We start from the raw sequence: 23,507 nt of genomic DNA on the forward strand, positions 1-23,507 counted from the left end.
GACTACGCTGCCTTCAAAAGATGTATGGTGAAGCAGGTGCCCCTCTCGCCGCTCTCTACCTCGATGCGGCCGCCATAGTCGGCGACGATATCCTTCGAGATCACCAAGCCAAGGCCGAGGCCGGTTTCCTTCGACGTGTTGAACGGCGTGAACAGCGACTTCAGGATGGTCGGCGGAATGCCGGGCCCGTTGTCCAACACGCTGAGCGTCACACCATCGGCCGTTTCATCGATCGAGACGTCCACCCTGGCGTGATCGCAGCCGTCAAGCGCTTCCAGGGCATTCTGGAAGAGATTGATTAGCACCTGTTCGAGCCGGACCCGGTTTCCCATGACCTTGAAGGAGGCAGGCGCGGGCTCGATGACAAGCGCGTCGAGCCGGCCCGCAAAACGACTTCTCAGCAGGACGACTGCACTGTCGATGACGCCGCGCAAGTCCACCGGCGCAGCGGCCGTGCGGCCCTTGCGGGCGAAGGCCTTTAGTTCATTGGTGATTGAGCCGATGCGTTCCGTCAGCGCGGCTATGGCGCCGAGGTTCTCCTCTGCCGGAGCGGTTTGCTTGCGCTCCAGGAAGACGCGGGCGTTGCAGGCATAGGCCCGGATGGTGGCAACCGGCTGATTGATCTCATGCGCAACGCCGGCCGCGACCTGCCCCAGGATGGCCAGTCGATTTGCCTGGACCAGATCCTGCTGTACCACCTGGAGCTTGGCTTCCGTGCTGCGGTGGCCGATGATCTCGGACTGCAGCCGATCGCGAGCGCGGCTTAGATCCTCTGTTCGCTCGGCGACGCGGCGTTCGAGCTCAGAGCGGGCCGCCTGTTCGGTCGCGATTCTCATCTGCGCCGATTGCCGGCGCCAGAGCAGATAAGCAGCCAGGCTCAGAAGCGGAAGCATGATGCCAAGCGCCAGGAGCCGCATGCCGCGGACAGCGGCCGCTAGCGGTGCTTCCGCAGGTAGGAGATAGTCGAGTCGCCAGCTTGTCGTGGGGACCTGGGTCGAGAGGCGCAGATATTCCGCGTCGTTGCCGCCTGGCACCATGGCGTGGACAATCGATACATCCTGGCTCAAGACCTTGGGGCGTGTGATCGGTAACGGCTTCAGAGGCGCATGGCCGACCTGCTGGCTGTCGCGGACCGCGACAAGGTCAGGCCCAGCAAGAGCTGCTGTCGTCCTGAAACGCCAGGACGGAATACTGGTGATCAGCACGATACCATGTTCGTCGCTGACATAGGTCGGCCGATTCGCCTCGCGCCAGTTCGCTTCGATCTGATCGAACTCCATCTTGACGACGACGACCCCGAGTGGTGCTGTGGCATTGCCGACACGTCGCGAAATGTAAAGGCCCGCACGCTTGCTGACATTGCCGAGCGCGAAATATTCGGCTGTTCCGGTCTGCATCGCCCTAGAGAAGTAGGCGCGAAAGCCGTAGTCGCTGCCGACAAAGCTGTTCGGGTCGCGCCAGTTGCTGGATGCGACCGCCACACCATTGGCGCCGGTGACGTAGAGCACCGACGCCTTGGTGCCGGAGACCAGCCCCTCGAGCTTGCGGTTCAGCACATTGATCGCGACGGGATCGCGCCGTGCCAGAGCATCGTGCACCTGCTGGTCCTGCGATAGCAACAGCGGCAGCGCGCGTGGATTTTCCAGAACAGCGCTCAGTAGCGCCACTTTCAGGTTGACATCTGTGCGCCCCTGCGCCGCCAGCGCCTTGAGTTCGATGCCCCGCGCGTAGAGACCGGCGCTATAGAGCGCCGCCGCAATGATCGCGAGCCCTACTGCCGCGAAAGCGAACCAGGCTCGGCCCGCACGCCTGCCGAGTTGCTCTTGCGTCGAAGATTGGTCGGCGCGGCGCTGTAGCATCGCCCATTTGTGCATAACTTCGCACAACGGGCAATCCGATTTGTGCGGCCGGCCGCACTGTTTGCCCGCCGGCAAGCATCGGGAATTGAAGATCATTCCGCGAGATCAGAGACTTACCGGTAACAGGCTGCGTCTGGCACGCCAGTTGCGAAGTCCGATTCAGCAGCCGCGAGGCTGTTGAGCTCAAGGTCCCGGGAGGTCGGGCTTCCCGATCGGGGCGCAACGGAGGATATCATGCAGACAGCAATCGCTGCCGCCGAGCCGCGCGGCAAGGTTCCCCTATATCGGCATCTCTACGTACAGGTTCTGGTGGCGATCGCTGCCGGCATTGTTCTCGGCCATTTCTATCCCGAGACCGGTGCCGCGATGAAGCCGTTCGGCGACGCCTTCATCAAGCTGGTGAAGATGATCATAGCGCCGGTGATCTTCCTGACGGTGGCGACCGGCATTGCCGGCGTTTCCGACCTGCAGAAAGTCGGCCGCGTCGCAGGCAAAGCGATGATCTATTTCTTGGTGTTCTCGACCCTGGCGCTGGTTGTCGGCCTCATCGTCTCCAATGTTGTCCGGCCCGGCGCCGGCATGCATATCAACCCGGCCACGCTCGACGCGTCGAAGGTGATAACCTTTACCGAAAAGGCGCATGACACCAGCATCGTCGGCTTCCTGATGAACATCATCCCCGACACGATCACTGGCGCCTTTGTCCAAGGCGACGTATTGCAGGTGCTGTTCTTTTCGGTGCTGTTCGGCATCGCGATGGGGCTCGTCGGCGACCGCGGCCGTCCGGTCCTCGATTTCCTGCAAGCGCTGACCGCGCCAATCTTCCGCCTTGTCGGCATATTGATGAAGGCCGCGCCGGTCGGCGCCTTCGGTGCCATGGCCTTCACCATCGGCAAGTACGGCATCGGCTCGATGGCCAATCTCGCCATGCTGATCGGCACCTTCTACGCGACCTCACTGCTGTTCGTACTGCTGGTGCTTGGCACGGTCGCCCGCTACAACGGCTTCTCGATCCTGGCGCTGATCCGCTACATCAAGGAAGAGTTGCTGCTGGTTCTCGGCACCTCTTCCTCGGAGGCGGCGCTGCCCGGCCTCATGGTCAAGATGGAGCGTGCCGGCTGCAAGCGCTCGGTGGTCGGCCTGGTCATTCCGACCGGCTATTCCTTCAACCTGGACGGCACAAACATCTACATGACGCTGGCGGCCTTGTTCATCGCGCAGGCGACCGACACGCCGCTCACTCTCGGCGACCAGATCCTTTTGCTACTCGTCGCCATGCTGAGCTCCAAGGGTGCCGCTGGCATCACTGGCGCTGGCTTCATCACCCTGGCGGCGACGCTGTCGGTCGTACCCTCCGTACCGGTTGCCGGCATGGCGCTGATCCTCGGCGTCGACCGCTTCATGTCAGAGTGCAGGGCGCTCACCAATCTCGTCGGCAATGCGGTCGCGACGATCGTCGTGGCGCGCTGGGAAAAGGAACTCGATGTGACGAAGCTCGCCGCGGCCATGGCCGGTCAATTGCCGGACGAGGCAGACCTGTCGCTGCCGCAAGTGCAGGATATCTCTATCTCGCCGGACGATCGACCACGGTTCTGGGGCAACGATATGTACGAAGGCAAACCTCACTGAGATCGTTCAGCTCGGGCCGATATGCCGGCCGGACTTGTCGGGTACTCGCGCCATTCCAAAGCCGGGCGTCGAAACAACTGGCCGTCAGCCCTCGGCTTACCTTTGCACCTCATGGTCCGAAGGGGAGGTGTGACGTCGAGGAATGATGCTCAATGTGCGCAATCAGCGAAGTGTACAATCTCCCGGGGCCGGCGCATGGAGGCAAGCACAATCTCCTCCATGCGAGCTCGGGTGATTATAGAGTCACCCGGCAGAATTCTCCTTAAGTCTGTTGAGGACGAATCGCTTGCCTTCGACCACGCTGTCGTGAAGCGATCTCGCATTGGCCAGATGCGCGGCGATCGCGCTGGCCAGCATGCATCCCGTCCCGCGCATCGTTCCGGCAACACGCGGTGCCTCGAAGCGAATGGATTCTTGGTTGGAGCTCAGCAAAATATCTGTTGATCGCGGTCCCGTCGCGTGGCCACCCTTGAGCAACAACGCCTGCGGCCCGGCTGCAAGCAATCTTTTTCCCTGCTGGAGCGCGTCATCCTCGTCTGCTGCCAGTTCCGATCCGACAAGGGCCGCCAACTCGATGAGATTTGGCGTGACGAGCCGGCAGAGCGGCATGAGATCCCGCTTCATGGCGCCGATCGCTTTCGCTTCCAGCAGTGGCCTGCCCGAAGAGGAAGCCAGTACAGGGTCGAGTACAGCCGGTATCCATGGATATTCGCTGAGCACGGCCGCGACCGCGACAATGACCCGCCCGGTTGAGAGCATGCCGATCTTGATGGCCGACACCTTGTTGGCCCGCAATGCTGCGCGCATCTGGTCGGCGACCAGCCCGGGTTGCAGGTGATGGATTGCGATGACGGCATCGTGGGTCTGCACCGTCACTGCGGTGACGGCAAGGCAGGTGCGCACGCCGACGGCAGAGATCGTCTCAATATCGCGTGCAACGCCGCCACCCCCGCTGGAGTCCGATCCCCCCACGACAAGCACGTGCGGCTCTTGCCTTAGCGCCATCGGTTTGTCTTCTCGATCCATTGTTGCGTGCGCGCTTCGGGATCGGCATTCAGCGTGATGTCGGTGACCACTGCCGCGCAGTCTGCGCCAGCCTCGAAGACACTGTCGAGCCGGTCAGGGTTGAGGCCGCCGATGGCAACCAACGGAATCGGTGCAACTTGTCGCTTCCACGCGCTGATCCGTTCGAGCCCTTGCGGCGCCCATTTCATCTTCTTGAGGCTGGTCGGATAAATGGGTCCCAGCGCCACATAGTCCGGCTCGGCCGCCAGCGCCGTTTCCAGTTCAGTGTGATCGTGGGTCGAAAGCCCGAGCTTCAATCCAGCGTATTTAATCGCTAGCAGATCGGCCGCAGCTAAATCCTCCTGGCCGAGATGGACGAAGTCGCAGCCTTCCTCGATGGCCAGCCGCCAATAGTCGTTGATGATCAGTTGGCAACCATGGATCGTGCAGACGTCGTTTGCGCGGCGGATTTCCGTCCGCAGCGTGGCCTCATCCCTGTCCTTGATGCGCAACTGCACCAGCTTGACGCCAAGCGGCACCAGCCGTTCGATCCAGGCAGCGCTGTCGACGATCAGGTAGAAGGGATCGAGCTTCATGAAAAGACCCCCCGGCCGAATGTCGGCGTCGATGGCACGGCAACATCGCGCGGATCGAGCATTCCCGATTTGAAAGCCTCATATCCGGCATCGACCGCCTTGCCGAACGCACCCGCCATGCCGACCGGATCGGCCGCCTTGGCGACCGCCGTGTTCAGGAGCACGGCGTCAAAGCCGAGCTCCATCACGGTTGCCGCGTGCGACGGTCGTCCGAGCCCTGCATCCACAATCAGCGGGACGCCGGGGAAATGTCCGCGCATCGAGCGCAGCGCCGGGATGTTGACCGGCCCGAGGGCGGAACCGATCGGCGCGCACCACGGCATCAGAACCTTGCAGCCCGCGTGCAGCAGCCGTTCGGCAACGACGAGGTCGTCGGTGGTGTAAGGGAAAACCGCAAAACCATCTTCGGACAGGATACGAGCGGCTTCGACCAGGCCGAACACGTCTGGCTGCAACGTATCATGGTTGCCGATCACTTCGAGCTTGATCCAACTCGTCCCGAACACTTCGCGCGCCATGTTCGCAGTCATGACCGCTTCCTTGATGGAGTGGCAGCCAGCAGTGTTGGGCAGGATTTTCGTGCCGAGCGATCGAACCAGCGACCAGAATTTTTCGCCGGCCCTGCCGCCCGCCATCTCACGCCGCAAGGAGACGGTCACCACGGAGGTGCCCGACGCCTTGACCGCATCAGCAAGGATGGCCGGCGAAGGATATTGCGCCGTGCCGAGAAGCAGCCGGGAGGGAAGTGGCGTCCCGAAAAGCTCGAACATGCTAGCCTCCCTGCATCGGCGAGAGGATCTCGATCCGGTCGCCGTCGCTCAACTGGAATTCCGCCCGCCTGGCCTTGTGGACAAGGTTGCTGTTGACGGCTGTCGCCAGCCAATCGCCTTCATAATCGAGGTCGGCAAGCAGTGCCGCCAGTGTCGTGGCGTCAATCTCAAGCACTTCGCCGTTGACGGTCAGTTTCATGAGCAAGCTCCACGGGTTTGTCGTGACTGAAGACAATTTCGGCCGCCTGGCGCGCCATGGCTGGGGCGAGCAGAAAACCATGGCGATAAAGCCCATTGACCACGACGGTGCTTCCATGGGCCTCGACACGCGGCAGGTTGTCAGGAAAGGCTGGGCGAACACCGGCGCCTGTCTCAATGATGCAGGCTTCGCCAAAGGCCGGGTGGAGCGCGCAGGCCGCGCTCAGAAGTTCCATCATCGAACGGACCGTGACCGGACCGCTGTCATCGCTCTCGATCATCGTGGCGCCGGCCATGAATCGGTGATCGGGGCGCGGCACCACATAGAGCGGAAAGCGCGGATGCAGCAGCCGGACCGGGCGCGACAGCGAGATATCGGGTGTGTGCAGGATCAGCATTTCGCCGCGAACGCCGCGCAGCCTCTTATCGCCCGCCGCCATTCCCACGCAGTCGATCTCACGGTCGAATCCGGAAAGCTGCCGGGCGTCCGTGGCAAAGCGGAAGTCGACGCCCATCGCGACGAGCTTTTCGTGAAGCGCTGCCATTGCAGTGCGCGGCTCGAGATGCGCCTCGCCGGCGAAGAACAGGGCGCGGCGAAAACGGCCGGCGAGGTCGGGCTCCAGCCGCGCGATTTCCTCCTCATCGATCCAGCGATGGCTCGAGGTGCGGCTTGCGAAGCGGTCAAGCTCGCCCGCATCCCGCGTTGCAACAACCAGCGTTCCGGCCCGCGTCACCTGACCTGGCAGCACGGCATCCCACCATTCGGCGGCGCCGCGTCCGAGGTCCAGCACAGGCTGCTCCGCGCTTTCGCGCTCGCACCAGGGCGCCAGCATGCCGCCGGCAAACCACGATGCGCTGCCGCCGAGATCATACCCGATTTCAGCGACGGTGACCGCCGCGCCGCGAGTGGTGAGCTCGAAGGCCGCGGTGAGGCCGGCGACGCCGGCCCCCTTGACCAGCACCCTCATGACGGCTCCGGCACCTCGGGCGTGGTGTCACTCACCGGCATATAGAGATCGCCGCCCGCGCGGTATTTTTCCGCCATCGCCGCCATCCCCTCCTTCTGCGCTTCGGCGCGGATGTCGTGGGAGATGCGCATCGAGCAGAATTTCGGCCCGCACATCGAGCAGAAATGCGCGACCTTGTGCGCCTCCTTGGGCAAGGTCTCGTCGTGAAAGGAACGCGCGGTTTCCGGATCGAGCGACAGGTTGAACTGGTCCTCCCAGCGGAACTCGAAACGGGCGCGAGAAAGGGCATCATCCCTGGTTTTCGCCGCCGGGTGGCCTTTCGCCAAGTCGGCCGCGTGCGCGGCAATTTTGTAGGTGATGACGCCGGTTTTGACGTCGTTGCGGTCCGGCAGACCGAGATGCTCCTTCGGCGTCACATAACAGAGCATGGCGGTGCCGAACCAGCCGATCATGGCCGCACCGATGCCGGACGTGATGTGGTCGTAACCCGGGGCGATGTCCGTCGTCAGCGGCCCGAGGGTATAAAAAGGTGCTTCGCCGCAGATTGCGAGTTGCTTGTCCATGTTCTCCTTAATCTTGTGCATGGGAACGTGGCCCGGGCCCTCGATCATCACCTGGCAGTCCTTGGCCCAGGCGATCTTCGTCAGTTCGCCAAGCGTCTCCAGTTCGGCGAATTGCGCGGCATCATTGGCGTCGGCGATCGAGCCCGGACGAAGTCCGTCGCCGAGCGAAAATGAGACGTCATAGGCTCTGGCGATGTCGCAGATCTCCTCGAAATGCTCATAGAGGAAGCTTTCCCGGTGATGGTGCAGGCACCATTTCGCCATGATCGAACCGCCCCGGCTGACGATGCCGGTAACCCGCTCGACCGTGAGTGGAATGTAATGCAGCCGAACGCCGGCGTGGATGGTGAAATAGTCGACGCCCTGCTCGGCCTGCTCGATCAGCGTGTCGCGATAGACCTCCCAGTTCAGGTCCTCGGCGATGCCGCCCACCTTCTCCAGCGCCTGGTAGAGCGGCACGGTGCCGATCGGCACCGGCGAGTTGCGAACGATCCATTCGCGAATGTTGTGGATGTTGCGACCGGTCGACAGATCCATGACCGTGTCGGCGCCCCAGCGGGTCGCCCAGACCATCTTTTCGACCTCCTCAGTCATTGAGGAGGTGACAGCAGAGTTGCCGATATTGGCGTTGATCTTGACCAGGAAATTGCGGCCGATGATCATCGGCTCGCTTTCGGGATGGTTGATGTTGGCGGGAATGATTGCCCGCCCCCGCGCTACCTCGTCACGCACGAATTCCGGCGTGACAAAATCGGGGATCGCCGCACCGAAGGCCTCGCCGTCCCGCTGCAGCTTGCCGCGCAGGCTTTCGCGTCCAAGGTTCTCGCGAATGGCGACGAATTCCATTTCGGGCGTGATGATGCCGGCGCGGGCATAGGCAAGCTGGGTCACCGCCTTGTCTGCGTTGGCCCTGAGCGGCCGATTGCGAATGGGAAATTCCGGCGTCAGGCGCGCGCCAGTCGCAAATCCGTTGTCTTCCGGCGTGATGTCGCGGCCATCGTAGAATTCGACATCGCCACGAGCCGTAATCCATTCGTGCCGAAGCCGGGCGAGGCCTTTCTCTATACTCGTTTCGACCGTTTGATCAGTGTAGGGGCCGGATGGATCATAGACCGTCACAGGCGGTTCGCCGGCGGTCGGGTGGACGGAGATTTCGCGCATCGGCACCCTGATCTGCGGGTGGAGGGTGCCTTGCTTGTGTATCTTGCGTGAGGCGGGTAGCGGTCCCGTCGAAACTGCGGGGGTCAAGGCATTCATTTGAGGCTCCTTTGCTCATTTGCAATGGAGACCCAGTTCTGTGCCGGAAGGATGAAAAGACACCTTGGTCGACCTGTTCGAAACAGGTCTTCGGGGATGAACTCCCGCAAAGCGCTTGCACCGTCCCTACGCCAGTATGAACTGGATCAGGTTCAACGGGTCACTGCGCCGCGAAAGCCAGCAGTATCTCAGCCCCTTGCCGGGACTCCCCTGGTGAATGGGTCAATTGGACCGAGCCGGTGGCCTTTTGTCAAGCGCATTCGGTCCAGGGCGGTAGGTCGAAGCCAGAAGGAAGGGTTGTATAAACAGGACTCGGACCGGCTCGGTCCGCGCTCGATTCTGTAGTCGCGGGGGGCGGTGAAATGCTCATGGTCTATGACAAACCGATCGAAATGCTACATCTGAAACCATGAAGATATTGACTTTCATAAATTGCTCGTTGATAGTTGTAGCTCGATAATATCCAGGAACTCGTGACTTAATGAAAATATTACTTCGGCATAGCAGTTCAATCGACATCAGTTTAATGACGTAATCTTGTTTCATCCATAGTTAAATCTTAAAAATTGCTAATTTGCTGGTTGATGGAGTAATGGGCTGGTGACATGCCAGCCGACTTCAACATGGCAGTCCCGATTGGCAATTTCCAGACGCCTCGGCCGATAGCGGCAGTGCAGCGAGCTCCTCCCTCTCCTTGTCGCACCGCCCAATCGGCCGAGGCTACCCGTCGCAAGGACGCGTGCCTCGGAAATGCAGAATTGCGTTGGCCGTAGAGCACAGCACCCGTGGGAAGCATACGAATGGCTGTCGTGGATTCTGCCAACAGTTGTGACGTTGAGGAACTAGCGGGACATCCCGGCTCGTCTCAAAATACTGAGTTGTTGATGCTTGGCGCACTCGGTGTGGTCTATGGCGATATCGGCACCAGCCCGATCTATGCGCTCCGCGAAGCGCTGCATGCCTCGTCGGGCGGCAACGTCGCTGATCGCACAGATATTCTCGGCGTCCTGTCGCTGATCATCTGGTCGCTCACGATCACAGTTACAGTAAAATACATCATGTTCGTGCTGCGCGCCGACAACCGCGGCGAGGGTGGCGTGCTGTCGCTGATGGCGCTGGCGCGCGGCAGCTTTCCGAAGCGCTCGGCGGTGATGCTCGGCATCGGCATCATCGGCGCCTCGCTGTTTTTCGGCGATGCCGTCATTACGCCAGCGATTTCCGTGCTGTCGGCGGTGGAGGGCATGGATGTCGTCACGCCGACGTTCCAGCCTTATGTCGTGCCCCTGACACTGGTCGTTCTCGCCATGCTGTTCGCGGTACAGCGCTTCGGCACGGGCGGCGTCGGTCTGGTGTTCGGGCCGGTGACCGCTGTCTGGTTCCTGGCTATCGGCCTGTCCGGCCTCAACCACATCATCGCCGATCCGGAAATCCTGTGGGCGATCAGCCCGTACTACATCGTCGCCTTCCTGATCCATTCGCCAGGCGTCGCCTCCGTCACCATCGGCGCGGTCTTCCTTGCCGTCACTGGCGGTGAGGCGCTCTATGCCGATCTCGGCCATTTCGGCCGCAAGCCCATGGTGCTGGCCTGGCTGACGATCGTGTTTCCCTGCCTGCTGCTGAACTATGCCGGGCAAGGTGCCTTCATCCTTGCGAACAAAGGTGTGGTCGGCCATCCGTTTTTCGAGATGAACGGGGGCTGGACGCTGATCCCGATGGTGGTGCTGGCGACGGCGGCTACCGTCATCGCCAGCCAGGCGGTCATTTCAGGGGCTTTTTCGCTGACCCGGCAGGCAGTGCAACTCAACATGCTGCCGCGGCTGGAGATCCTGCACACATCGGAAAAGCAGTCCGGTCAGATCTACATGCCGCGTGTCAACCTGCTGCTGGCCCTGGTGGTGGTGATGCTGGTGGTCGGCTTCGGCGAATCCAGCAAGCTCGCCTCCGCCTACGGCATCTCGGTAACCGGCAACATGCTGGTGACGACGGTGCTGCTCTATGTCGTCATGACCCGTATCTGGAAGTGGAAGCTGTCGGTGGCGATCCCGCTGACCGTGCTGTTCGCCTTCATCGATGTCGGCTTCTTCGCCTCCAACATCGTCAAGGTGTTCGAAGGCGGCTGGGCGTCGCTGGTCGTGGCCTTCACCATCGTGCTGGGCATGTGGACCTGGGTGCGCGGCAGCCGCTATCTCTTCAACAAGACGCGCCGCAACGAGATCCCGCTCGATGTCCTCGCCGGCAACCTGTTGAAGAAGAAGCCGCAGCTCGTCTCGGGCACCGCGGTGTTCCTGACCAGCGATCCGCTCAGCGCGCCGACCGCCTTGATGCACAGCCTCAAGCACTACAAGGTGCTGCACGAGCAGAACGTCATCCTTTCGGTGGTGACCGCCCCGCAGCCCGTGGTGCCCGACAGCGAGCGCGTCAAGATGGAGACGGTCAACGAGCTGTTCATGCGGGTGACGCTGACCTTCGGCTATATGGAACAGCCCAACATTCCACGCGCGCTGTCGATCTGCCGCAAGCAGGGCTGGAAGTTCGACATCATGACGACGTCCTTCTTCCTGTCGCGGCGTTCGCTCAAGGCCTCGCCCAATTCCGGCATGCCGGTGTGGCAGGACCGGCTGTTCATCGGCCTGGCGCGCACGGCGGCGGATGCGACGGAATATTTCCAGATCCCGACCGGACGTGTGGTCGAGATCGGCACGCAGGTGGTTGTCTAGCTCTCCCCACGTCGGTCCGGTACACGTCCTGGCCAGGCCACGGGGCAACTCATAAGCCGCGTTCGTCCCGCCCCGAGCGCCGATTCAAGGCGTGCCCGTCCGAGGCCGCATCGATGTAAGACCGACATAACCGCGACCTCCAGAGTCGGACCAAGCGCGCTCGGCGGCTCCAGGTCGTAAAGCTCCCGCAGGTTGAGCCCCGTTACCGCATAGCTCTTCGAGCCTGATTGCAATAGCGGCGATAATGGGCTGCTTCTCATCAAGATACCTGTCTGCCGAGAGTTCCCGAGCAGGCTGGCGATTTTCGCTCTGGATTGCCCGGCGGGATGAGGCTTCCGCAAAGGAATTCGCCGGAGTGCATCGCGGGTAGGCTGCGCTTGATCGCGCTGAACAGTGGCGGGGCTCCCAGTCGTCGTCCCCCATCTCCTTCGAACATCACGGGCCAGAGGCCGAAGCGCGAACCGAATAGCGAGCTTTCTCGCGACCCGTCAGGTTTTGGAAATCTAGTCTTGGCACACATCCATGTCCTTCGGGCGCTCGGTCTCATCAAAATTTAGATGAGCGCACGCGCCTGTGGTCTCGCGCGCTCAAACCCGCGCACGACCGGTTACGAAAAAAGCCCTACAGGGTTTGTTGCGAAAGAACGTGATCATGAATTTTGTAAAGGCGACACCTGGCGCAAGCCGATGGAAATGCAAGGCGGCGCCATGCACTGCCAGGCTCGTGTTCCAGGCTTTGAACACAACTACGCTTTCCCCGGTGGGCAGTGGGCCGATTTACCAGGTGAGTGACTTTCCTGACTGGGTGAATGCGCTGCATCGCGCTCAACCAACGGCCAAAGCAACCTGACTAGCGGGCGCACTGACCGAATGCGCGCCGCGGGACTGATCCCACTCTCGGCCAGCAACCTCAAGACAGGCAAGGTGCAGTGAGATGACCGCGCTACTGACCACGATCGCGCTTCTTCTGGCCGGTCACGCGCTGGCTGACTATCCGCTTCAGGGCGACTTCCTTGCCAGGGCCAAGAACCGCGCCAACCCGATTCCGGGCGTGCCCTGGTATCATGGCCTTCTCCCTCATGCGGCAATCCACGGCGGGATCGTCGGGCTGATAACCGGCAGTCTCGCGCTCGGTATCGCTGAATTCGTCGTTCACGGCCTCATCGACGATGCGAAGTGCATGGGGCGGATTTCTTACAATATGGACCAATCTCTGCACATCTCCTGCAAACTCTGCTGGGTGGTTATTTTGATGCTCTGGGGAACGTTCTCATGACCGTTCTACTCGCATTCCTATTGTCCAACCCCACCATCCTCGCGGTGGGCGCCGGCATGATTGGCGCCGCCGGCGCGTGGATGCATGGACGCCTCACCGGGGCCAAGGCTGAACGGCTCAATCAAATCGCGACGGGCGCCAGACCACAACCGAAGAGCGAGCAGATCGGTGATGCCGTGGCCGGCCGCGTACGCGGGACGCTAGCGGCCATCCATGGCGCGAACCCGACGGCTCAATGAGCGGATCGACCGGATATTCGAAGACCAAAAGCTGCCGCTCACCGGTTAGGAAATCCAGAACAAACACGTCTGATCTCCGGTCCCGCCAGATTTCCAGCGTTCGAACAAGTCGTAACCCGCCGCTACCCTAAGAAAATAGGCCGCACGCCATAGCAACAATATCAAGCGACTTGAGAGAGAGTGAGTGTGAGAACGAGAGTGAGGTGGATCGGTTAGTCTCCATAATAGAAGGCTCGAGAGCTACGATTGGCGTCAGTTACTCGTATCCACAGCCTACCAGGTCCTCGATCAAGCTGGAGCGGTCGCGGTATCACTTTCATGGCCGCGTGCACATGGCATTGTGCGTCGACTGACACGCTACGGATTGCTTTTGCGCCATCCATCTCCTCAACCTTGAAAGTTTCCACAGGTCCGCTTCCTCGCACCTAACAGATGGTTGTGTCGCCAGTTAGGCGTCAGACTTGCCATTGTCGCTTTGCACGGCCCAGCTCGACCTAATTCGATCGCTGGCCTCCAGATAAGCCATGTCGATCAAATAGGTCAGCAGGCTTTCCCCGTCAGCCTGCACCGTCTGACGAATCTCTCGCAACATTGCTTGGACAAACTTCAAATTATCCAACTTTTTTACCTGTTTCATGGGATCCCCCTCAATTATCCTGTCAACGAAACACGCCAAATCGCGTTTCAACCGATTCAATAACGAGAAAACACCCGCCTAGCAGGGCCGTTACGGAATCGAACAACCAAGCAGTGAGATCACAAACTCTCGCCCAGCAATACTTATGGCATCCTCAGATGTTTTTTACCGATAAAGTAAAGCTTCGAGAGGCAATTTCAACGGCGCAGAACTCCCACATTTTGTTTTTATAAACAAGCTGCTTGCCAGTTAAAATTTGCCATGACTGAGCCGTAAACGGGCGCGCAAACACTGCCTCCCGTGCATTGCCGTTGAAACAAGAGCGACGGTCACATCGGACGGCAGAGCGTCCACGAAGCTGCTCTGACATCGGTGGACGGAATTCTGTTGGCTACATAGGGACTCGGAACCACACATGACGGCCGCGATTTTCGGCCCGATCGATCCATGTCTTGCGATTTCTCGACTTTGCTGCGTTTATGAAACCGGTTTGGCTTCTAAGCCAAGCCGCGATCAATCGTTAGGAAGGAATACAGTATGGCGACTGGAACCGTGAAGTGGTTCAACAGCTCCAAAGGCTTCGGCTTCATCACGCCCGATGCCGGCGGCCAAGACGTGTTTGTCCACATTTCCGCCGTCGAGAGAGCGGGTCTTTCGACCCTCGCCGACGGCCAGAAGATCAATTACGAGATCGAGCAGGACCGCCGCAGCGGCAAGTCCTCGGCCGGCAATCTTAGCAAAGCAGGCTGACCGCCGGCGCAAGCCGGAACGACACGGAACACGCGCATCTGCTGGCTGTCGTTCAGCAGCGCGGGAACAGGGCTCAAGAGCCACTGTTGGCTTTTCTGACTTCTGGCAGGACAGCATGTGAAGCGAGGCGGGGGGGCCCGCCTTTGGTATCGGCATATGTCTGGGCGGCTGCTATGCGCCAGAACGACCGGCCGGCCGATCGATCAGCCGTCGGGTCCTTGCGTATCCGCTTCGCACGCCCTTGATCTTCCATTTGCGTGGATTTGCGTCCGAGACCCATGATCTTGGCCATGCCGAGCGTGTGGCGGCATAGTTTGGCGTCACCATCCGATAGTCCGTCGGCAGACCCCATCTAGGCAGACGATGTAGTCCGGCCTGACCGATTTCTTGATCGGAACGGCAGGCTTGGGAGCTTCCGGCTTCTCGTGCGCCACGCCATCGACCGTGCTCTTCAGATCTGAATGCACTTGGCCGATCAGGGCCGGAAGTTGGCCGACCGGCGCCTTGCAAACCGGAAGGTTTGTCATTTCCTTTTTTGCGAGTTCGCTAAAAAGTCTTTGGTCCAACCCACCTCATTTGTGGTCTGCCCTGTCATATTTTTTGCGGCCATCGCGCGGTAGAATGGCGCTTGGCTAGTGCGGCCGGAAAGTTCAGAGAAAGCTGGAGTTGAGCCGAGTGCCGAGCCTGTCAGGGTTAGGCCGAACCAGGAACACAAATCCTCATTTGCAAGGAATGGCAAAGGTGAAGGACCCACAAGACGGCTCAGCCCGTCGTGCTCGACAACAGTGACTATTCTCGACAGGGGATCATCATCATCCAACCGGCGGTCGGGAGGAACGGCCGGCTGAAAGAGGACGATGGAAATGCTGCGGTCAGGCGATGGGCGGCACGACATACACAAGCCAGTTGCACGGTTTCTCTGCCAGAAATGGCGGACCGGTCCCGCAATCAACCCGCCATCGCGAACTGTTCGCGCCGGTGGAGGCTTCGCTGTTTGCTGTCGGCAGGATGAAGCGCGTAGCAGATGAGGCCTGCGCCGTAGGCCCATTCTTAAACCGCTCGCAGCTTTTGTCCGGCCTGGTGGGGTTTTTCGGAGACGGGGGATTAAGCGTAGCTTGTCACTCTACTTGACCGAGCTCAGATAGCCGGGGGTCGCTGCCTTCGCCGAGGGCTGTGGAAGCGCTCGACGCAATCGAACATGGCCCTGGCATTATTGCTCCTCCTGTAGACCTTGCGGGCTGTCCGATCGGCTTTCAGCGGCGAGAAGAAGCTTTCCGTCGCAGCATTGTCCCAGAGGTTGCGCGACCGGCTCATTGAGCAGGTGATGCCATGATCGGTCATCAGCCGCTGGAACTGCTCGCTGGCGGATTGCTATCCCATGCCCAGCGCAGATCGCAAGTCTTTTTAGGTCTGCTCACAATGAGCCGCCTCGATGAAGCCTTCGCTATTGCACTGCCTGCGTTCGTACTCTGCTTATTCGCTCCCGGGATTTGAATCGGGAGTAGTGATGCCGGCAACCAGAATATTGTGGGGTCAGATCGTCGCTGTTTTAACCATCGTGCTTACGACCACCTGGGGAGCAACGCAATGGACCGCCTGGCAACTGGGTTACCAGGAGCAACTTGGTTCGCCCTGGTTCGAACTCGTCGGCCAACCGATCTATCCGCCACCGGCATTTTTCTGGTGGTGGTTTTTTTACGACGCCTATGCGCCGACGGTCTTTGTCGAGGGCGCGGTGATCGCGGCGAGCGGCAGTTTCATCGCGATTGCTATGGCTATCAGCATGTCACTATGGCGAGCTCGGGAGGCCAAATACGTGGCTACGTACGGCTCGGCGCGCTGGGCTGTGCGCAAGGAGATTGAAGCCGGAGGACTGCTCGGCGCCGATGGCGTCGTTCTGGGCAAGTTTGATTTGGACTACCTTCGCCACGATGGCCCGGAGCATGTCCTGTGCTTCGCGCCGACCCGAAGCGGCAAGGGCGTCGGACTGGTCGTGCCATCCCTGCTCACTTGGCCTGGAAGCGCAATCGTTCACGACATCAAGGGTGAAAATTGGGAACTCACCGCAGGCTGGCGAGCACGTTTCGGCCGTGTGCTGCTGTTCGACCCAACCAATGCTGCCTCAACCGCTTACAACCCGCTGGTGGAAGTCAGGCGTGGCGCTTGGGAAGTCCGAGACGTCCAGAACGTCGCTGACGTGCTGGTCGACCCAGAGGGGTCTCTGGAACGCCGGAATCATTGGGAAAAGACGAGCCACGCGCTGCTGGTCGGCGCGATCTTGCATGTCCTCTACGCCGAGAATGACAAAACGCTGGCCGGTGTTGCCAAGTTCCTCTCCGATCCGCAGCGGCCGATTGAGACGACGTTGCGAACGATGATGCTAACCAAGCACCTTGGTGATGTCGGTCCGCACCCCGTTGTGGCATCGGCAGCACGTGAACTTCTCAACAAATCGGAGAATGAACGCTCTGGCGTGCTGTCGACCGCGATGAGCTTCCTCGGCCTGTACCGCGATCCGGTTGTGGCCCAGGTCACGTCCCGTTGCGATTGGCGCATTGCCGATCTGGTGGAGAACGCGCAACCCACGACACTCTATCTGGTCGTGCCGCCATCGGATATCAGCCGCACCAAGCCGCTTGTCCGGCTTATCCTGAATCAGATCGGCCGCAGGCTGACAGAGGATCTCCATGCGAAGGATCGCCGGCATCGCTTGCTACTGATGCTCGATGAATTTCCGGCACTCGGCCGGCTTGATTTCTTCGAGTCGGCCCTCGCGTTCATGGCCGGCTATGGCATCAAGTCGTTCCTTATTGCCCAGTCCCTCAATCAGATCGAAAAAGCCTACGGGCCGAACAATTCCATTCTCGACAACTGTCATGTTCGTGTGAGTTTCGCGACCAACGACGAGCGAACCGCCAAGCGCGTCTCCGACTCGCTGGGAACGGCAACCGAAATGCGGGCGATGAAGAACTATGCCGGGCATCGTCTGTCACCCTGGCTTGGGCATCTCATGGTCTCGCGACAGGAGACGGCACGCGCGCTGATGACGCCCGGCGAGATCATGCAGCTGCCTCCGAGCGATGCCATTGTGATGGTCTCTGGGCTGTCCCCGATCCGGGCGAAAAAGGCGCGCTATTTCGCAGATCCGCGGTTTGCCGAGCGCGTTCTGCCTCCGCCCAAGCCCGCAACCACGAACGCCCTGTCGCGCCCCGATGACTGGACTGAAATGGCGGTTGCCAAGGTGCCGGAGGCGCAGGCAAGCCTTGCATCGCTTAACCAACAGGACAGTGATCCTGACAATGGCGGTATCCGCCGCCAGCCCGAATTGCCCGAACATGAGGATATTGCGCCGGAGCCCACGCTGGTGCGCATTGATGAATTCGACCTTGATCGCGACGAATCCGATGATGAGGTTGCCCGACGCCGGTCGGTCGACCAGACGATGCGGCGCACCGCGCGACAGGTCGCACTCGATCCCAAAGACGGAATCGAACTTTGACCTCCATGAAGAAGCGCCGTCTCTCAGCCTATCTGGAACCGGAGGTCATGAATGCGCTTGCCGACTACGCCGCAAAGAGGGATGTGTCTCTGTCGCTGATCGCCGAAGCGGCCATCGCTTCTTTTCTCTCCCCCGATTCTGAGGAGCGCAAAGAAGCGGCAATCACAAGGCGGCTCGACCAGATCGACCGGCGCGTTCAGCGCGTCGAACGCGATCTCGGTATCTCAATCGAGACGCTGGCGTTGTTCGTGCGCTTCTGGCTCAGCTCAACTCCGGCCTTGCCTGACGCCGCTCAGCCCGAAGCGCGCGCAAAAGGTCGGCAGCGTTATGACGCTTTCATCGATGCGCTCGGGCGCAGGCTGAGCAAAGGACCAAAGCTCAGGCAGGAGATCGCCGAGGACTTTGCGGCTCCATCATCGCCGGACACCGCTGAGTCGCACACGGGCTAGGCAGCCGAGGCGGGCGGCGAACTCATCGGTACCGCATTTTGCAAGTCTCTGCACGTCGCATTGCTGCCAGCCATTTTCCTTGTTGCAAGGCGCACATTCCTGCTTCTTCTAATCATCCCCGTCAGCGGTGCGAAGCAATTCGCCCGAGAAATGGGGACCATCGTGGCAGACACTCAAAATGCCGGCAGGGAAGCGGTCTCGCGTGGGGCGCGCATGCTGCGCACGGCGCTCGGCCCGGCGATAGCCGGATTTCTTGACGATCCCTGCATCGTCGAAGTGATGCTGAACCCAGACGGCCGCCTGTGGGTCGACAGGCTGACAGAAGGCCTGTCTGCCACTGAGGAAATGCTGAGCCCGGCCGATGGCGAGCGGATCATCCGGCTCGTTGCCCATCACGTCGGCGCCGAAGTGCATCCCGGCGCGCCTCGCGTCTCGGCCGAACTGCCTGATAGTGGGGAGCGGTTCGAGGGTCTGCTGCCGCCGGTCGTTGCAGCTCCTACCTTTGCCATCCGCAAGCCGGCCGTCGCCGTGTTCACGCTCAACGATTACGTTGCCGCCGGCATCATGACAGAAGCCCAGGCCGACGTGCTGCGGCTCGCCATCGAACGGCGAAAAAACCTGCTGGTCGCTGGCGGCACGTCGACCGGCAAAACGACGCTGATCAACGCGCTGCTGGTAGAGGTGGCAAAAACCTCCGACCGTATTGTGCTGATCGAGGATACGCGCGAGCTGCAATGTGCTGCACCCAATCTTGTGGCGCTGCGGACCAAGGAGGGCGTCGCCTCCCTCTCCGACCTGGTGAAGTCATCGCTGCGGCTCCGCCCCGACCGCATCCCGATCGGTGAAGTACGCGGCGCGGAAGCCCTCGATCTCCTGAAGGCCTGGGGCACGGGACATCCCGGCGGCATTGGGACTATCCACGCCAGCACTGGCCTTGGGGCTCTGCGTCGACTTGAGCAGCTCGTACAGGAAGCTGTGGTCACCGTCCCGCGCGCACTCATTGCCGAAACGATTGATCTTGTCGCCGTGCTTGCCGGCCGCGGTTCGGCCCGCCGCCTCGTCGAGATCGCGCTCGTCGACGGGCTCGATGCAGCCACCGGCGATTACCGCATGCTCGAAGCCAAAATCGGGCCCGAGCCAACCATAAATCCCGAGCCATCCATGGAGCTTCAGAATGAACCCGATCCGCTTCACTTCATCATCTATCCCTAGAGTTGGTGCGGTCCTCCCGCATGTTGCCACGGCTATGGCGATTGGGGCCACGATGACTGTCCCTGCACGCGCCGCCGGTTCTTCCATGCCGTGGGAGCAACCGCTTCAACAAATCCTCGAATCGATCGAGGGACCGGTCGCCAAGATCGTGGCGGTGATCATCATCATCGTCACCGGCCTGTCGCTCGCATTTGGCGACACCTCGGGCGGCTTTCGGCGTCTGATCCAGATCGTGTTCGGACTGTCGATCGCCTTCGCGGCGAGTTCTTTCTTCCTGTCCTTCTTCTCGTTCGGCGGCGGAGTGCTGATCTGATGGAGGAGGAGGTTCGCGGCTTCTTCGCACCGGTCCACCGGGCGCTCACTGAACCGATTCTCCTCGGCGGCGCACCGCGCGCGGTGGCTATCGCCAACGGAACGCTGGCCGGCGCGGTTGGCCTTGGGCTGCGGCTTTGGCTCGCCGGCATCGCGATTTGGGCCATCGGTCATTTCGCGGCTGTGCTGGCAGCCAAGCGCGACGCTCAGTTCCTCGACGTGGTGCGGCGGCACCTGCGCTATCCCACGCATTTCGGCTGCTGAGAAGTTTTCATGATGAACCTCGTCGAATACCGCAAGCGCTCGAAAAACCTCGCCGACTATTTGCCCTGGGCTGCCTTGGTGGCGCCGGGAGTCGTCCTCAACAAGGACGGCTCGTTCCAGCGGACTGCCAGGTTTCGCGGCCCCGATCTCGACAGCGCAACGCCGGCCGAACTGGTCGGCACGACGTCGCGCCTCAACAATGCGCTACGCCGTCTCGGTTCCGGCTGGGCGATCTTCGTCGAAGCCGCCCGGCTTGCAGCGCAGGACTATCCAGAAGGGCTTTTTCCTGACAGCGCCTCAGCGCTGGTGGATCTCGAGCGTCGTGAACAGTTCGAGGGTGAAGCCGACCGCGGGTCGCCGGGGCAGGGCGGTGTCGAGTCCCATGCTGAGCTCTTCGAAAGCAATTATTTTCTCACTTTCGTCTGCTTGCCGCCGGCCGAGGAAGCATCCCGCATGGAAAGCTGGCTCTACGAGGGCCGCGAAAAGAGCGGCGTCGATCCTTGGGAGTTTTTGAGGAGTTTTGTCGACCGCACCGACCGTGTGCTCAACCTGATTGAAGGTTTCGTTCCCGAAGTCGACTGGCTCGATGACACCGGCACGCTGACCTATCTGCACTCGACGGTTTCGACCAGGCGCCATCGCGTCCGCGTTCCCGAAACGCCAATGCATGTCGATGCATTGCTGGTCGATGAACCGCTGGCCGGCGGGCTGGAGCCGCGGCTCGGCGAGGCCCACCTGCGCACGCTGACGATCATAGGCTTCCCGACCGCGACCTTTCCTGGGATTCTCGATGAACTCAACCGACTTGCCTTCCCATACCGCTGGTCGACCCGGGCAGTCATGCTCGACAAGACCGACGCAACCCGCCTGCTGACAAAGATCCGGCGGCAGTGGTTCGCCAAAAGAAAATCCGTCGCGGCCATCCTCAAGGAGGTGATGACCAATGAGACGTCGGTCCTGGTTGACACGGATGCCGCGAACAAGGCAGCCGACGCGGATGCCGCCCTGCAGGAACTCGGCTCTGACCAGATCGGCCAGGCCTACGTCACCGCCACCGTGACGGTGTGGGATCTCGATGCAGGAATAGCTGACGAAAAGCTGCGGCTGGTCGAAAAAATCATCCAATCCCGCGACTTCACCTCCATGGTTGAGCGCGTCAACGCCGTCGAAGCATGGCTCGGCAGCATTCCAGGCCATGTCTATGCCAACGTCCGGCAGCTACCGCTGTCGACACTGAATCTCGCCCACATGATCCCGCTGTCGGCGGTCTGGGCAGGGCCGGCAACTGACGAGCATTTTCGGGCGGCTCCGCTCTTCTTCGCCAGGACGGAAGGCACGACGCCGTTTCGGTTCAGCCTGCATGTCGGCGACGTTGGCCATACGCTTGTCGTCGGCCCGACCGGCGCCGGCAAGTCCGTGCTGCTCGCCCTGATGGCGCTGCAGTTTCGGCGCTATCCAGACAACCAGATCTTCGCCTTTGATTTCGGCGGCTCGATCCGCGCGGCCGTACTTGCCATGGGCGGCGATTGGCAGAATCTGGGCGGCAAATCGTCGAGCGGGGAGGGCCACGACGATCCGCTTGGGCTGCTCACGCTGGCTGACCTGGCGGACGATATCGGAGACGTTTCGCTACAACCCCTGGCCGGCATTCATCACACGCCCGAACGGGCATGGGCAGCCGACTGGCTCGTCGACATTCTCCAGCGCGAAGGCGTGCCGGTCACGCCGGAGGTGAGGGAATATCTGTGGTCGGCGCTGACCTCCTTGGCCTCCGCGCCGGTTCACGAGCGGACTCTGACCGGCCTGTCGGTGCTGCTGCAGTCGTCGCCATTGAAGCAGGCGCTGCGACCCTACTGTATCGGCGGTCCCTACGGCCGGTTGCTCGACGCAGAACTCGAGCGTCTCGGCGAAGCCTCCGTTCAGGCCTTCGAGACCGAGGGTCTGGTCGGCACGGGCGCGGCACCGGCCGTGCTCGCCTATCTCTTCCATCGAATCGAACAGCGGATGAATGGGCGGCCAACGCTACTGATCGTCGACGAAGGCTGGCTGGCCCTTGATGACGGCGGCTTCGCCGAACAGCTGCGCGAATGGTTGAAAACCCTTCGCAAGAAGAACGCTTCCGTCATCTTCGCCACGCAATCGCTCTCCGACATCGATGGCAGCAAGATTGCTCCGGCAATCGTCGAGAGCTGTCCAACGCGGCTCTTCCTGCCGAACGAGCGCGCCATCGAGCCGCAGATCACGGAGATCTATCGGCGCTTTGGATTGAACGACCGTCAGATCGAAATCCTGTCTCGGGCTACCCCGAAGCGCGATTACTACTGCCAGTCGCGGCGCGGCAACCGGCTGTTCGAATTGGGCCTCGGTCCGATCGCGCTGGCTCTTTGCGCCGCATCCTCGAAGGCCGATCAAGCGGCTATCGAGCGGATCATCGCGGAGAACGGTCACGACCATTTCCTCGAGGCCTGGCTTGCTGGGCGCGGCCTCTCCTGGGCCGCTGACCTCGTTCCCCATCTCACCAACATTGTCGATCAATCCGCAAAGGAAGTTTCGTCATGAATTCCGTCCGCAACCGTCTCCGTGTCCGGCATTTGATCGCGACCAGTGTTGTTGCTATCAACGTCGTGCTGTCGTGCGCGCCGGCATCCGCATTGATCGTCTTCGATCCCAGAAACTACGCGGAGAACGTCCTTTCCGCCGCGCGTGCGCTGGAGCAGATCCAGAACCAGGTCACCTCGCTCAAGAACGAGGCACAGATGCTGATCAACCAGGCGAAGAATCTGACCTCGTTGCCGACGTCGCTGCTTGGCCAGATCGAAGGCAATTTCTCGCAGATGAAGAGCCTGCTCGGCGAGGCCGACAAACTCGCCTACAGCGTCCAGGACATCGAAAGCCAGTTCAAATCGACCTACCAGAATCTCGGTTCGGATCTGTCCAGCCAGCAGCTCGTCGATGGTGCACGTGAACGCTGGCAAACTTCGGTTGCGTCGTTCGAGCATTCATTGAAGGCCGGAGCTGTCGCCGTCGACAACATCGAAGGAACGAGGGAGCAGACGAGCATGGCGGTCGACGCCAGCCAGTCGGCGGTCGGTATCCTGCAGGCGACGCAAGCTGGCAACCAGCTTCTCGCCGTGCAGGCACGGCAGGTCGCCGATCTGACTGCGATGATGGCCGCGCAAGGACGGGCCGCTGCGCTGGAAAGCGCCAGGCAGGCCGCGGCGCAGGAACAGGCCCGAGAACAGTTCAGCCGCTTCATGGTCGGCAAAACCTATAGCCCGTCCTCGGTTCGCATGTTCCACGACTGAGGA

General features: G+C 61.1%; 23 protein-coding genes, 1 pseudogene and 1 riboswitch. Of the genes and pseudogenes, 13 read left to right on the forward strand and 11 right to left on the reverse strand.

Annotation, left to right across the window (positions count from 1 at the left end; translation table 11 throughout):
- Positions 1 to 2 precede the first annotated feature (2 nt).
- Positions 3 to 1,874 carry a sensor histidine kinase gene (locus O7A70_RS06585; protein WP_337139697.1) on the reverse strand — a complete coding sequence of 624 codons (1,872 nt, stop codon included), beginning with the start codon at positions 1,872 to 1,874 and terminating at the stop codon, positions 3 to 5.
- 219 nt (positions 1,875 to 2,093) lie between these two features.
- Here O7A70_RS06585 and O7A70_RS06590 point away from each other — a divergent pair, with 219 nt between their 5' ends.
- Complete coding sequence (locus tag O7A70_RS06590; RefSeq protein ID WP_337139647.1) at positions 2,094 to 3,488, forward strand: dicarboxylate/amino acid:cation symporter; 1,395 nt, start codon at positions 2,094 to 2,096, stop codon at positions 3,486 to 3,488.
- A gap of 243 nt (positions 3,489 to 3,731) precedes the next feature.
- Here the strand turns inward: O7A70_RS06590 and thiD are convergent, their stop codons facing one another.
- Genes thiD through thiC form a run of 6 tightly spaced genes read right to left on the reverse strand, consistent with a single transcriptional unit; the run spans position 3,732 to position 8,845 of the window.
- Complete coding sequence (thiD, locus tag O7A70_RS06595; protein WP_337139648.1) at positions 3,732 to 4,493, reverse strand: bifunctional hydroxymethylpyrimidine kinase/phosphomethylpyrimidine kinase; 762 nt, start codon at positions 4,491 to 4,493, stop codon at positions 3,732 to 3,734.
- Entirely contained in the window at positions 4,484 to 5,089 is a 606-nt protein-coding gene (locus tag O7A70_RS06600) for a thiamine phosphate synthase (protein WP_337139649.1), read from the reverse strand. Before O7A70_RS06600 ends, thiD begins: the two co-directional genes overlap by 10 nt.
- Complete coding sequence (locus O7A70_RS06605; RefSeq protein WP_337139650.1) at positions 5,086 to 5,859, reverse strand: thiazole synthase; 774 nt, start codon at positions 5,857 to 5,859, stop codon at positions 5,086 to 5,088. Before O7A70_RS06605 ends, O7A70_RS06600 begins: the two co-directional genes overlap by 4 nt.
- A 1-nt stretch (position 5,860) precedes the next feature.
- Positions 5,861 to 6,058, reverse strand: coding sequence for a sulfur carrier protein ThiS (gene thiS, locus O7A70_RS06610; RefSeq protein WP_337139651.1), 198 nt, complete (start codon positions 6,056 to 6,058; stop codon positions 5,861 to 5,863).
- A complete protein-coding gene (thiO, locus tag O7A70_RS06615) occupies positions 6,027 to 7,025 on the reverse strand; it encodes a glycine oxidase ThiO (RefSeq protein ID WP_337139652.1) in 999 nt (332 codons plus the stop codon). The genes thiS and thiO overlap by 32 nt, the downstream gene beginning before the upstream one ends.
- Positions 7,022 to 8,845 (reverse strand): phosphomethylpyrimidine synthase ThiC, encoded by a 1,824-nt coding sequence (thiC, locus tag O7A70_RS06620; RefSeq protein WP_337139653.1) that lies wholly within the window; start codon positions 8,843 to 8,845, stop codon positions 7,022 to 7,024. Before thiC ends, thiO begins: the two co-directional genes overlap by 4 nt.
- A gap of 105 nt (positions 8,846 to 8,950) precedes the next feature.
- Positions 8,951 to 9,067, reverse strand: a riboswitch (TPP riboswitch).
- Between the two features lie 662 nt (positions 9,068 to 9,729).
- Between thiC and O7A70_RS06625 the strand changes: the two genes are divergently transcribed.
- The 4 genes from O7A70_RS06625 to O7A70_RS06640 all read left to right on the forward strand — a co-directional run bounded on the left by O7A70_RS06625 (position 9,730) and on the right by O7A70_RS06640 (position 13,076).
- Positions 9,730 to 11,562, forward strand: coding sequence for a potassium transporter Kup (locus O7A70_RS06625; protein WP_442921165.1), 1,833 nt, complete (start codon positions 9,730 to 9,732; stop codon positions 11,560 to 11,562).
- A gap of 557 nt (positions 11,563 to 12,119) precedes the next feature.
- Positions 12,120 to 12,353: a hypothetical protein gene (locus O7A70_RS06630; protein WP_337139655.1), complete on the forward strand. Its 234-nt coding sequence runs from the start codon at positions 12,120 to 12,122 to the stop codon at positions 12,351 to 12,353.
- A gap of 142 nt (positions 12,354 to 12,495) precedes the next feature.
- Positions 12,496 to 12,837, forward strand: coding sequence for a DUF3307 domain-containing protein (locus tag O7A70_RS06635; protein WP_337139656.1), 342 nt, complete (start codon positions 12,496 to 12,498; stop codon positions 12,835 to 12,837).
- Entirely contained in the window at positions 12,834 to 13,076 is a 243-nt protein-coding gene (locus tag O7A70_RS06640; RefSeq protein WP_337139657.1) for an ABC transporter permease, read from the forward strand. Before O7A70_RS06635 ends, O7A70_RS06640 begins: the two co-directional genes overlap by 4 nt.
- Positions 13,077 to 13,524: 448 nt before the next feature.
- Here O7A70_RS06640 and O7A70_RS06645 read toward each other — a convergent pair whose 3' ends face one another.
- Positions 13,525 to 13,713: a hypothetical protein gene (locus tag O7A70_RS06645; RefSeq protein ID WP_337139658.1), complete on the reverse strand. Its 189-nt coding sequence runs from the start codon at positions 13,711 to 13,713 to the stop codon at positions 13,525 to 13,527.
- Between the two features lie 537 nt (positions 13,714 to 14,250).
- Between O7A70_RS06645 and O7A70_RS06650 the strand changes: the two genes are divergently transcribed.
- Positions 14,251 to 14,463, forward strand: a complete 213-nt coding sequence (locus O7A70_RS06650) for a cold-shock protein (RefSeq protein ID WP_337128590.1) — start codon at positions 14,251 to 14,253, stop codon at positions 14,461 to 14,463.
- Between the two features lie 320 nt (positions 14,464 to 14,783).
- On the opposite strand, the gene O7A70_RS06655 is transcribed toward O7A70_RS06650, so the two are convergent.
- The 3 genes and pseudogenes from O7A70_RS06655 to O7A70_RS06665 form a co-directional block, all read right to left on the reverse strand.
- Positions 14,784 to 14,990, reverse strand: a complete 207-nt coding sequence (locus tag O7A70_RS06655; protein WP_442921166.1) for a MucR family transcriptional regulator — start codon at positions 14,988 to 14,990, stop codon at positions 14,784 to 14,786.
- Entirely contained in the window at positions 14,987 to 15,283 is a 297-nt protein-coding gene (locus O7A70_RS06660; protein ID WP_337139701.1) for a hypothetical protein, read from the reverse strand. The genes O7A70_RS06655 and O7A70_RS06660 overlap by 4 nt, the downstream gene beginning before the upstream one ends.
- Before the next feature lie 303 nt (positions 15,284 to 15,586).
- Positions 15,587 to 15,834: pseudogene (locus tag O7A70_RS06665) on the reverse strand (IS3 family transposase); the annotation flags it as partial.
- A 136-nt stretch (positions 15,835 to 15,970) separates the two neighbouring features.
- Between O7A70_RS06665 and O7A70_RS06670 the strand changes: the two are divergent.
- The 7 genes from O7A70_RS06670 (at position 15,971) to trbJ (ending at position 23,504) form a co-directional block, all read left to right on the forward strand.
- On the forward strand, positions 15,971 to 17,962 hold the full coding sequence (locus O7A70_RS06670) for a conjugal transfer protein TraG (protein WP_337139659.1): 1,992 nt from the start codon (positions 15,971 to 15,973) through the stop codon (positions 17,960 to 17,962).
- 5 nt (positions 17,963 to 17,967) lie between these two features.
- Positions 17,968 to 18,411, forward strand: coding sequence for a CopG family transcriptional regulator (locus tag O7A70_RS06675; protein ID WP_337128646.1), 444 nt, complete (start codon positions 17,968 to 17,970; stop codon positions 18,409 to 18,411).
- Positions 18,412 to 18,624: 213 nt separating this feature from the next.
- Positions 18,625 to 19,623, forward strand: coding sequence for a P-type conjugative transfer ATPase TrbB (trbB, locus tag O7A70_RS06680; RefSeq protein WP_337139660.1), 999 nt, complete (start codon positions 18,625 to 18,627; stop codon positions 19,621 to 19,623).
- Positions 19,624 to 19,657: 34 nt separating this feature from the next.
- Entirely contained in the window at positions 19,658 to 19,936 is a 279-nt protein-coding gene (locus O7A70_RS06685; protein ID WP_337139698.1) for a TrbC/VirB2 family protein, read from the forward strand.
- Positions 19,936 to 20,199 (forward strand): VirB3 family type IV secretion system protein, encoded by a 264-nt coding sequence (locus O7A70_RS06690; protein ID WP_337139661.1) that lies wholly within the window; start codon positions 19,936 to 19,938, stop codon positions 20,197 to 20,199. The genes O7A70_RS06685 and O7A70_RS06690 overlap by 1 nt, the downstream gene beginning before the upstream one ends.
- Before the next feature lie 9 nt (positions 20,200 to 20,208).
- Positions 20,209 to 22,758, forward strand: a complete 2,550-nt coding sequence (trbE, locus tag O7A70_RS06695; protein WP_337139662.1) for a conjugal transfer protein TrbE — start codon at positions 20,209 to 20,211, stop codon at positions 22,756 to 22,758.
- On the forward strand, positions 22,755 to 23,504 hold the full coding sequence (gene trbJ, locus O7A70_RS06700; protein WP_337139663.1) for a P-type conjugative transfer protein TrbJ: 750 nt from the start codon (positions 22,755 to 22,757) through the stop codon (positions 23,502 to 23,504). Before trbE ends, trbJ begins: the two co-directional genes overlap by 4 nt.
- Positions 23,505 to 23,507: the final 3 nt, after the last annotated feature.

This window comes from Mesorhizobium sp. Cs1299R1N1, assembly GCF_037179655.1.
GTDB lineage: Bacteria > Pseudomonadota > Alphaproteobacteria > Rhizobiales > Rhizobiaceae > Mesorhizobium > Mesorhizobium salmacidum.

Excerpts from the sequence above, each read along its gene's own strand:
- O7A70_RS06585 (WP_337139697.1), bottom strand. The coding sequence starts at position 1,874 with ATGCACAAATGGGCGATGCTACAGCGCCGCGCCGACCAATCTTCGACG.
- O7A70_RS06590 (WP_337139647.1), top strand. The coding sequence starts at position 2,094 with ATGCAGACAGCAATCGCTGCCGCCGAGCCGCGCGGCAAGGTTCCCCTA.
- thiD (WP_337139648.1), bottom strand. The coding sequence starts at position 4,493 with ATGGCGCTAAGGCAAGAGCCGCACGTGCTTGTCGTGGGGGGATCGGAC.
- O7A70_RS06600 (WP_337139649.1), bottom strand. The coding sequence starts at position 5,089 with ATGAAGCTCGATCCCTTCTACCTGATCGTCGACAGCGCTGCCTGGATC.
- O7A70_RS06605 (WP_337139650.1), bottom strand. The coding sequence starts at position 5,859 with ATGTTCGAGCTTTTCGGGACGCCACTTCCCTCCCGGCTGCTTCTCGGC.
- thiS (WP_337139651.1), bottom strand. The coding sequence starts at position 6,058 with ATGAAACTGACCGTCAACGGCGAAGTGCTTGAGATTGACGCCACGACA.
- thiO (WP_337139652.1), bottom strand. The coding sequence starts at position 7,025 with ATGAGGGTGCTGGTCAAGGGGGCCGGCGTCGCCGGCCTCACCGCGGCC.
- thiC (WP_337139653.1), bottom strand. The coding sequence starts at position 8,845 with ATGAATGCCTTGACCCCCGCAGTTTCGACGGGACCGCTACCCGCCTCA.
- O7A70_RS06625 (WP_442921165.1), top strand. The coding sequence starts at position 9,730 with ATGCTTGGCGCACTCGGTGTGGTCTATGGCGATATCGGCACCAGCCCG.
- O7A70_RS06630 (WP_337139655.1), top strand. The coding sequence starts at position 12,120 with ATGAGCGCACGCGCCTGTGGTCTCGCGCGCTCAAACCCGCGCACGACC.
- O7A70_RS06635 (WP_337139656.1), top strand. The coding sequence starts at position 12,496 with ATGACCGCGCTACTGACCACGATCGCGCTTCTTCTGGCCGGTCACGCG.
- O7A70_RS06640 (WP_337139657.1), top strand. The coding sequence starts at position 12,834 with ATGACCGTTCTACTCGCATTCCTATTGTCCAACCCCACCATCCTCGCG.
- O7A70_RS06645 (WP_337139658.1), bottom strand. The coding sequence starts at position 13,713 with ATGAAACAGGTAAAAAAGTTGGATAATTTGAAGTTTGTCCAAGCAATG.
- O7A70_RS06650 (WP_337128590.1), top strand. The coding sequence starts at position 14,251 with ATGGCGACTGGAACCGTGAAGTGGTTCAACAGCTCCAAAGGCTTCGGC.
- O7A70_RS06655 (WP_442921166.1), bottom strand. The coding sequence starts at position 14,990 with ATGACAAACCTTCCGGTTTGCAAGGCGCCGGTCGGCCAACTTCCGGCC.
- O7A70_RS06670 (WP_337139659.1), top strand. The coding sequence starts at position 15,971 with ATGCCGGCAACCAGAATATTGTGGGGTCAGATCGTCGCTGTTTTAACC.
- O7A70_RS06675 (WP_337128646.1), top strand. The coding sequence starts at position 17,968 with ATGAAGAAGCGCCGTCTCTCAGCCTATCTGGAACCGGAGGTCATGAAT.
- trbB (WP_337139660.1), top strand. The coding sequence starts at position 18,625 with ATGCTGCGCACGGCGCTCGGCCCGGCGATAGCCGGATTTCTTGACGAT.
- O7A70_RS06685 (WP_337139698.1), top strand. The coding sequence starts at position 19,658 with ATGGCGATTGGGGCCACGATGACTGTCCCTGCACGCGCCGCCGGTTCT.
- O7A70_RS06690 (WP_337139661.1), top strand. The coding sequence starts at position 19,936 with ATGGAGGAGGAGGTTCGCGGCTTCTTCGCACCGGTCCACCGGGCGCTC.
- trbE (WP_337139662.1), top strand. The coding sequence starts at position 20,209 with ATGATGAACCTCGTCGAATACCGCAAGCGCTCGAAAAACCTCGCCGAC.
- trbJ (WP_337139663.1), top strand. The coding sequence starts at position 22,755 with ATGAATTCCGTCCGCAACCGTCTCCGTGTCCGGCATTTGATCGCGACC.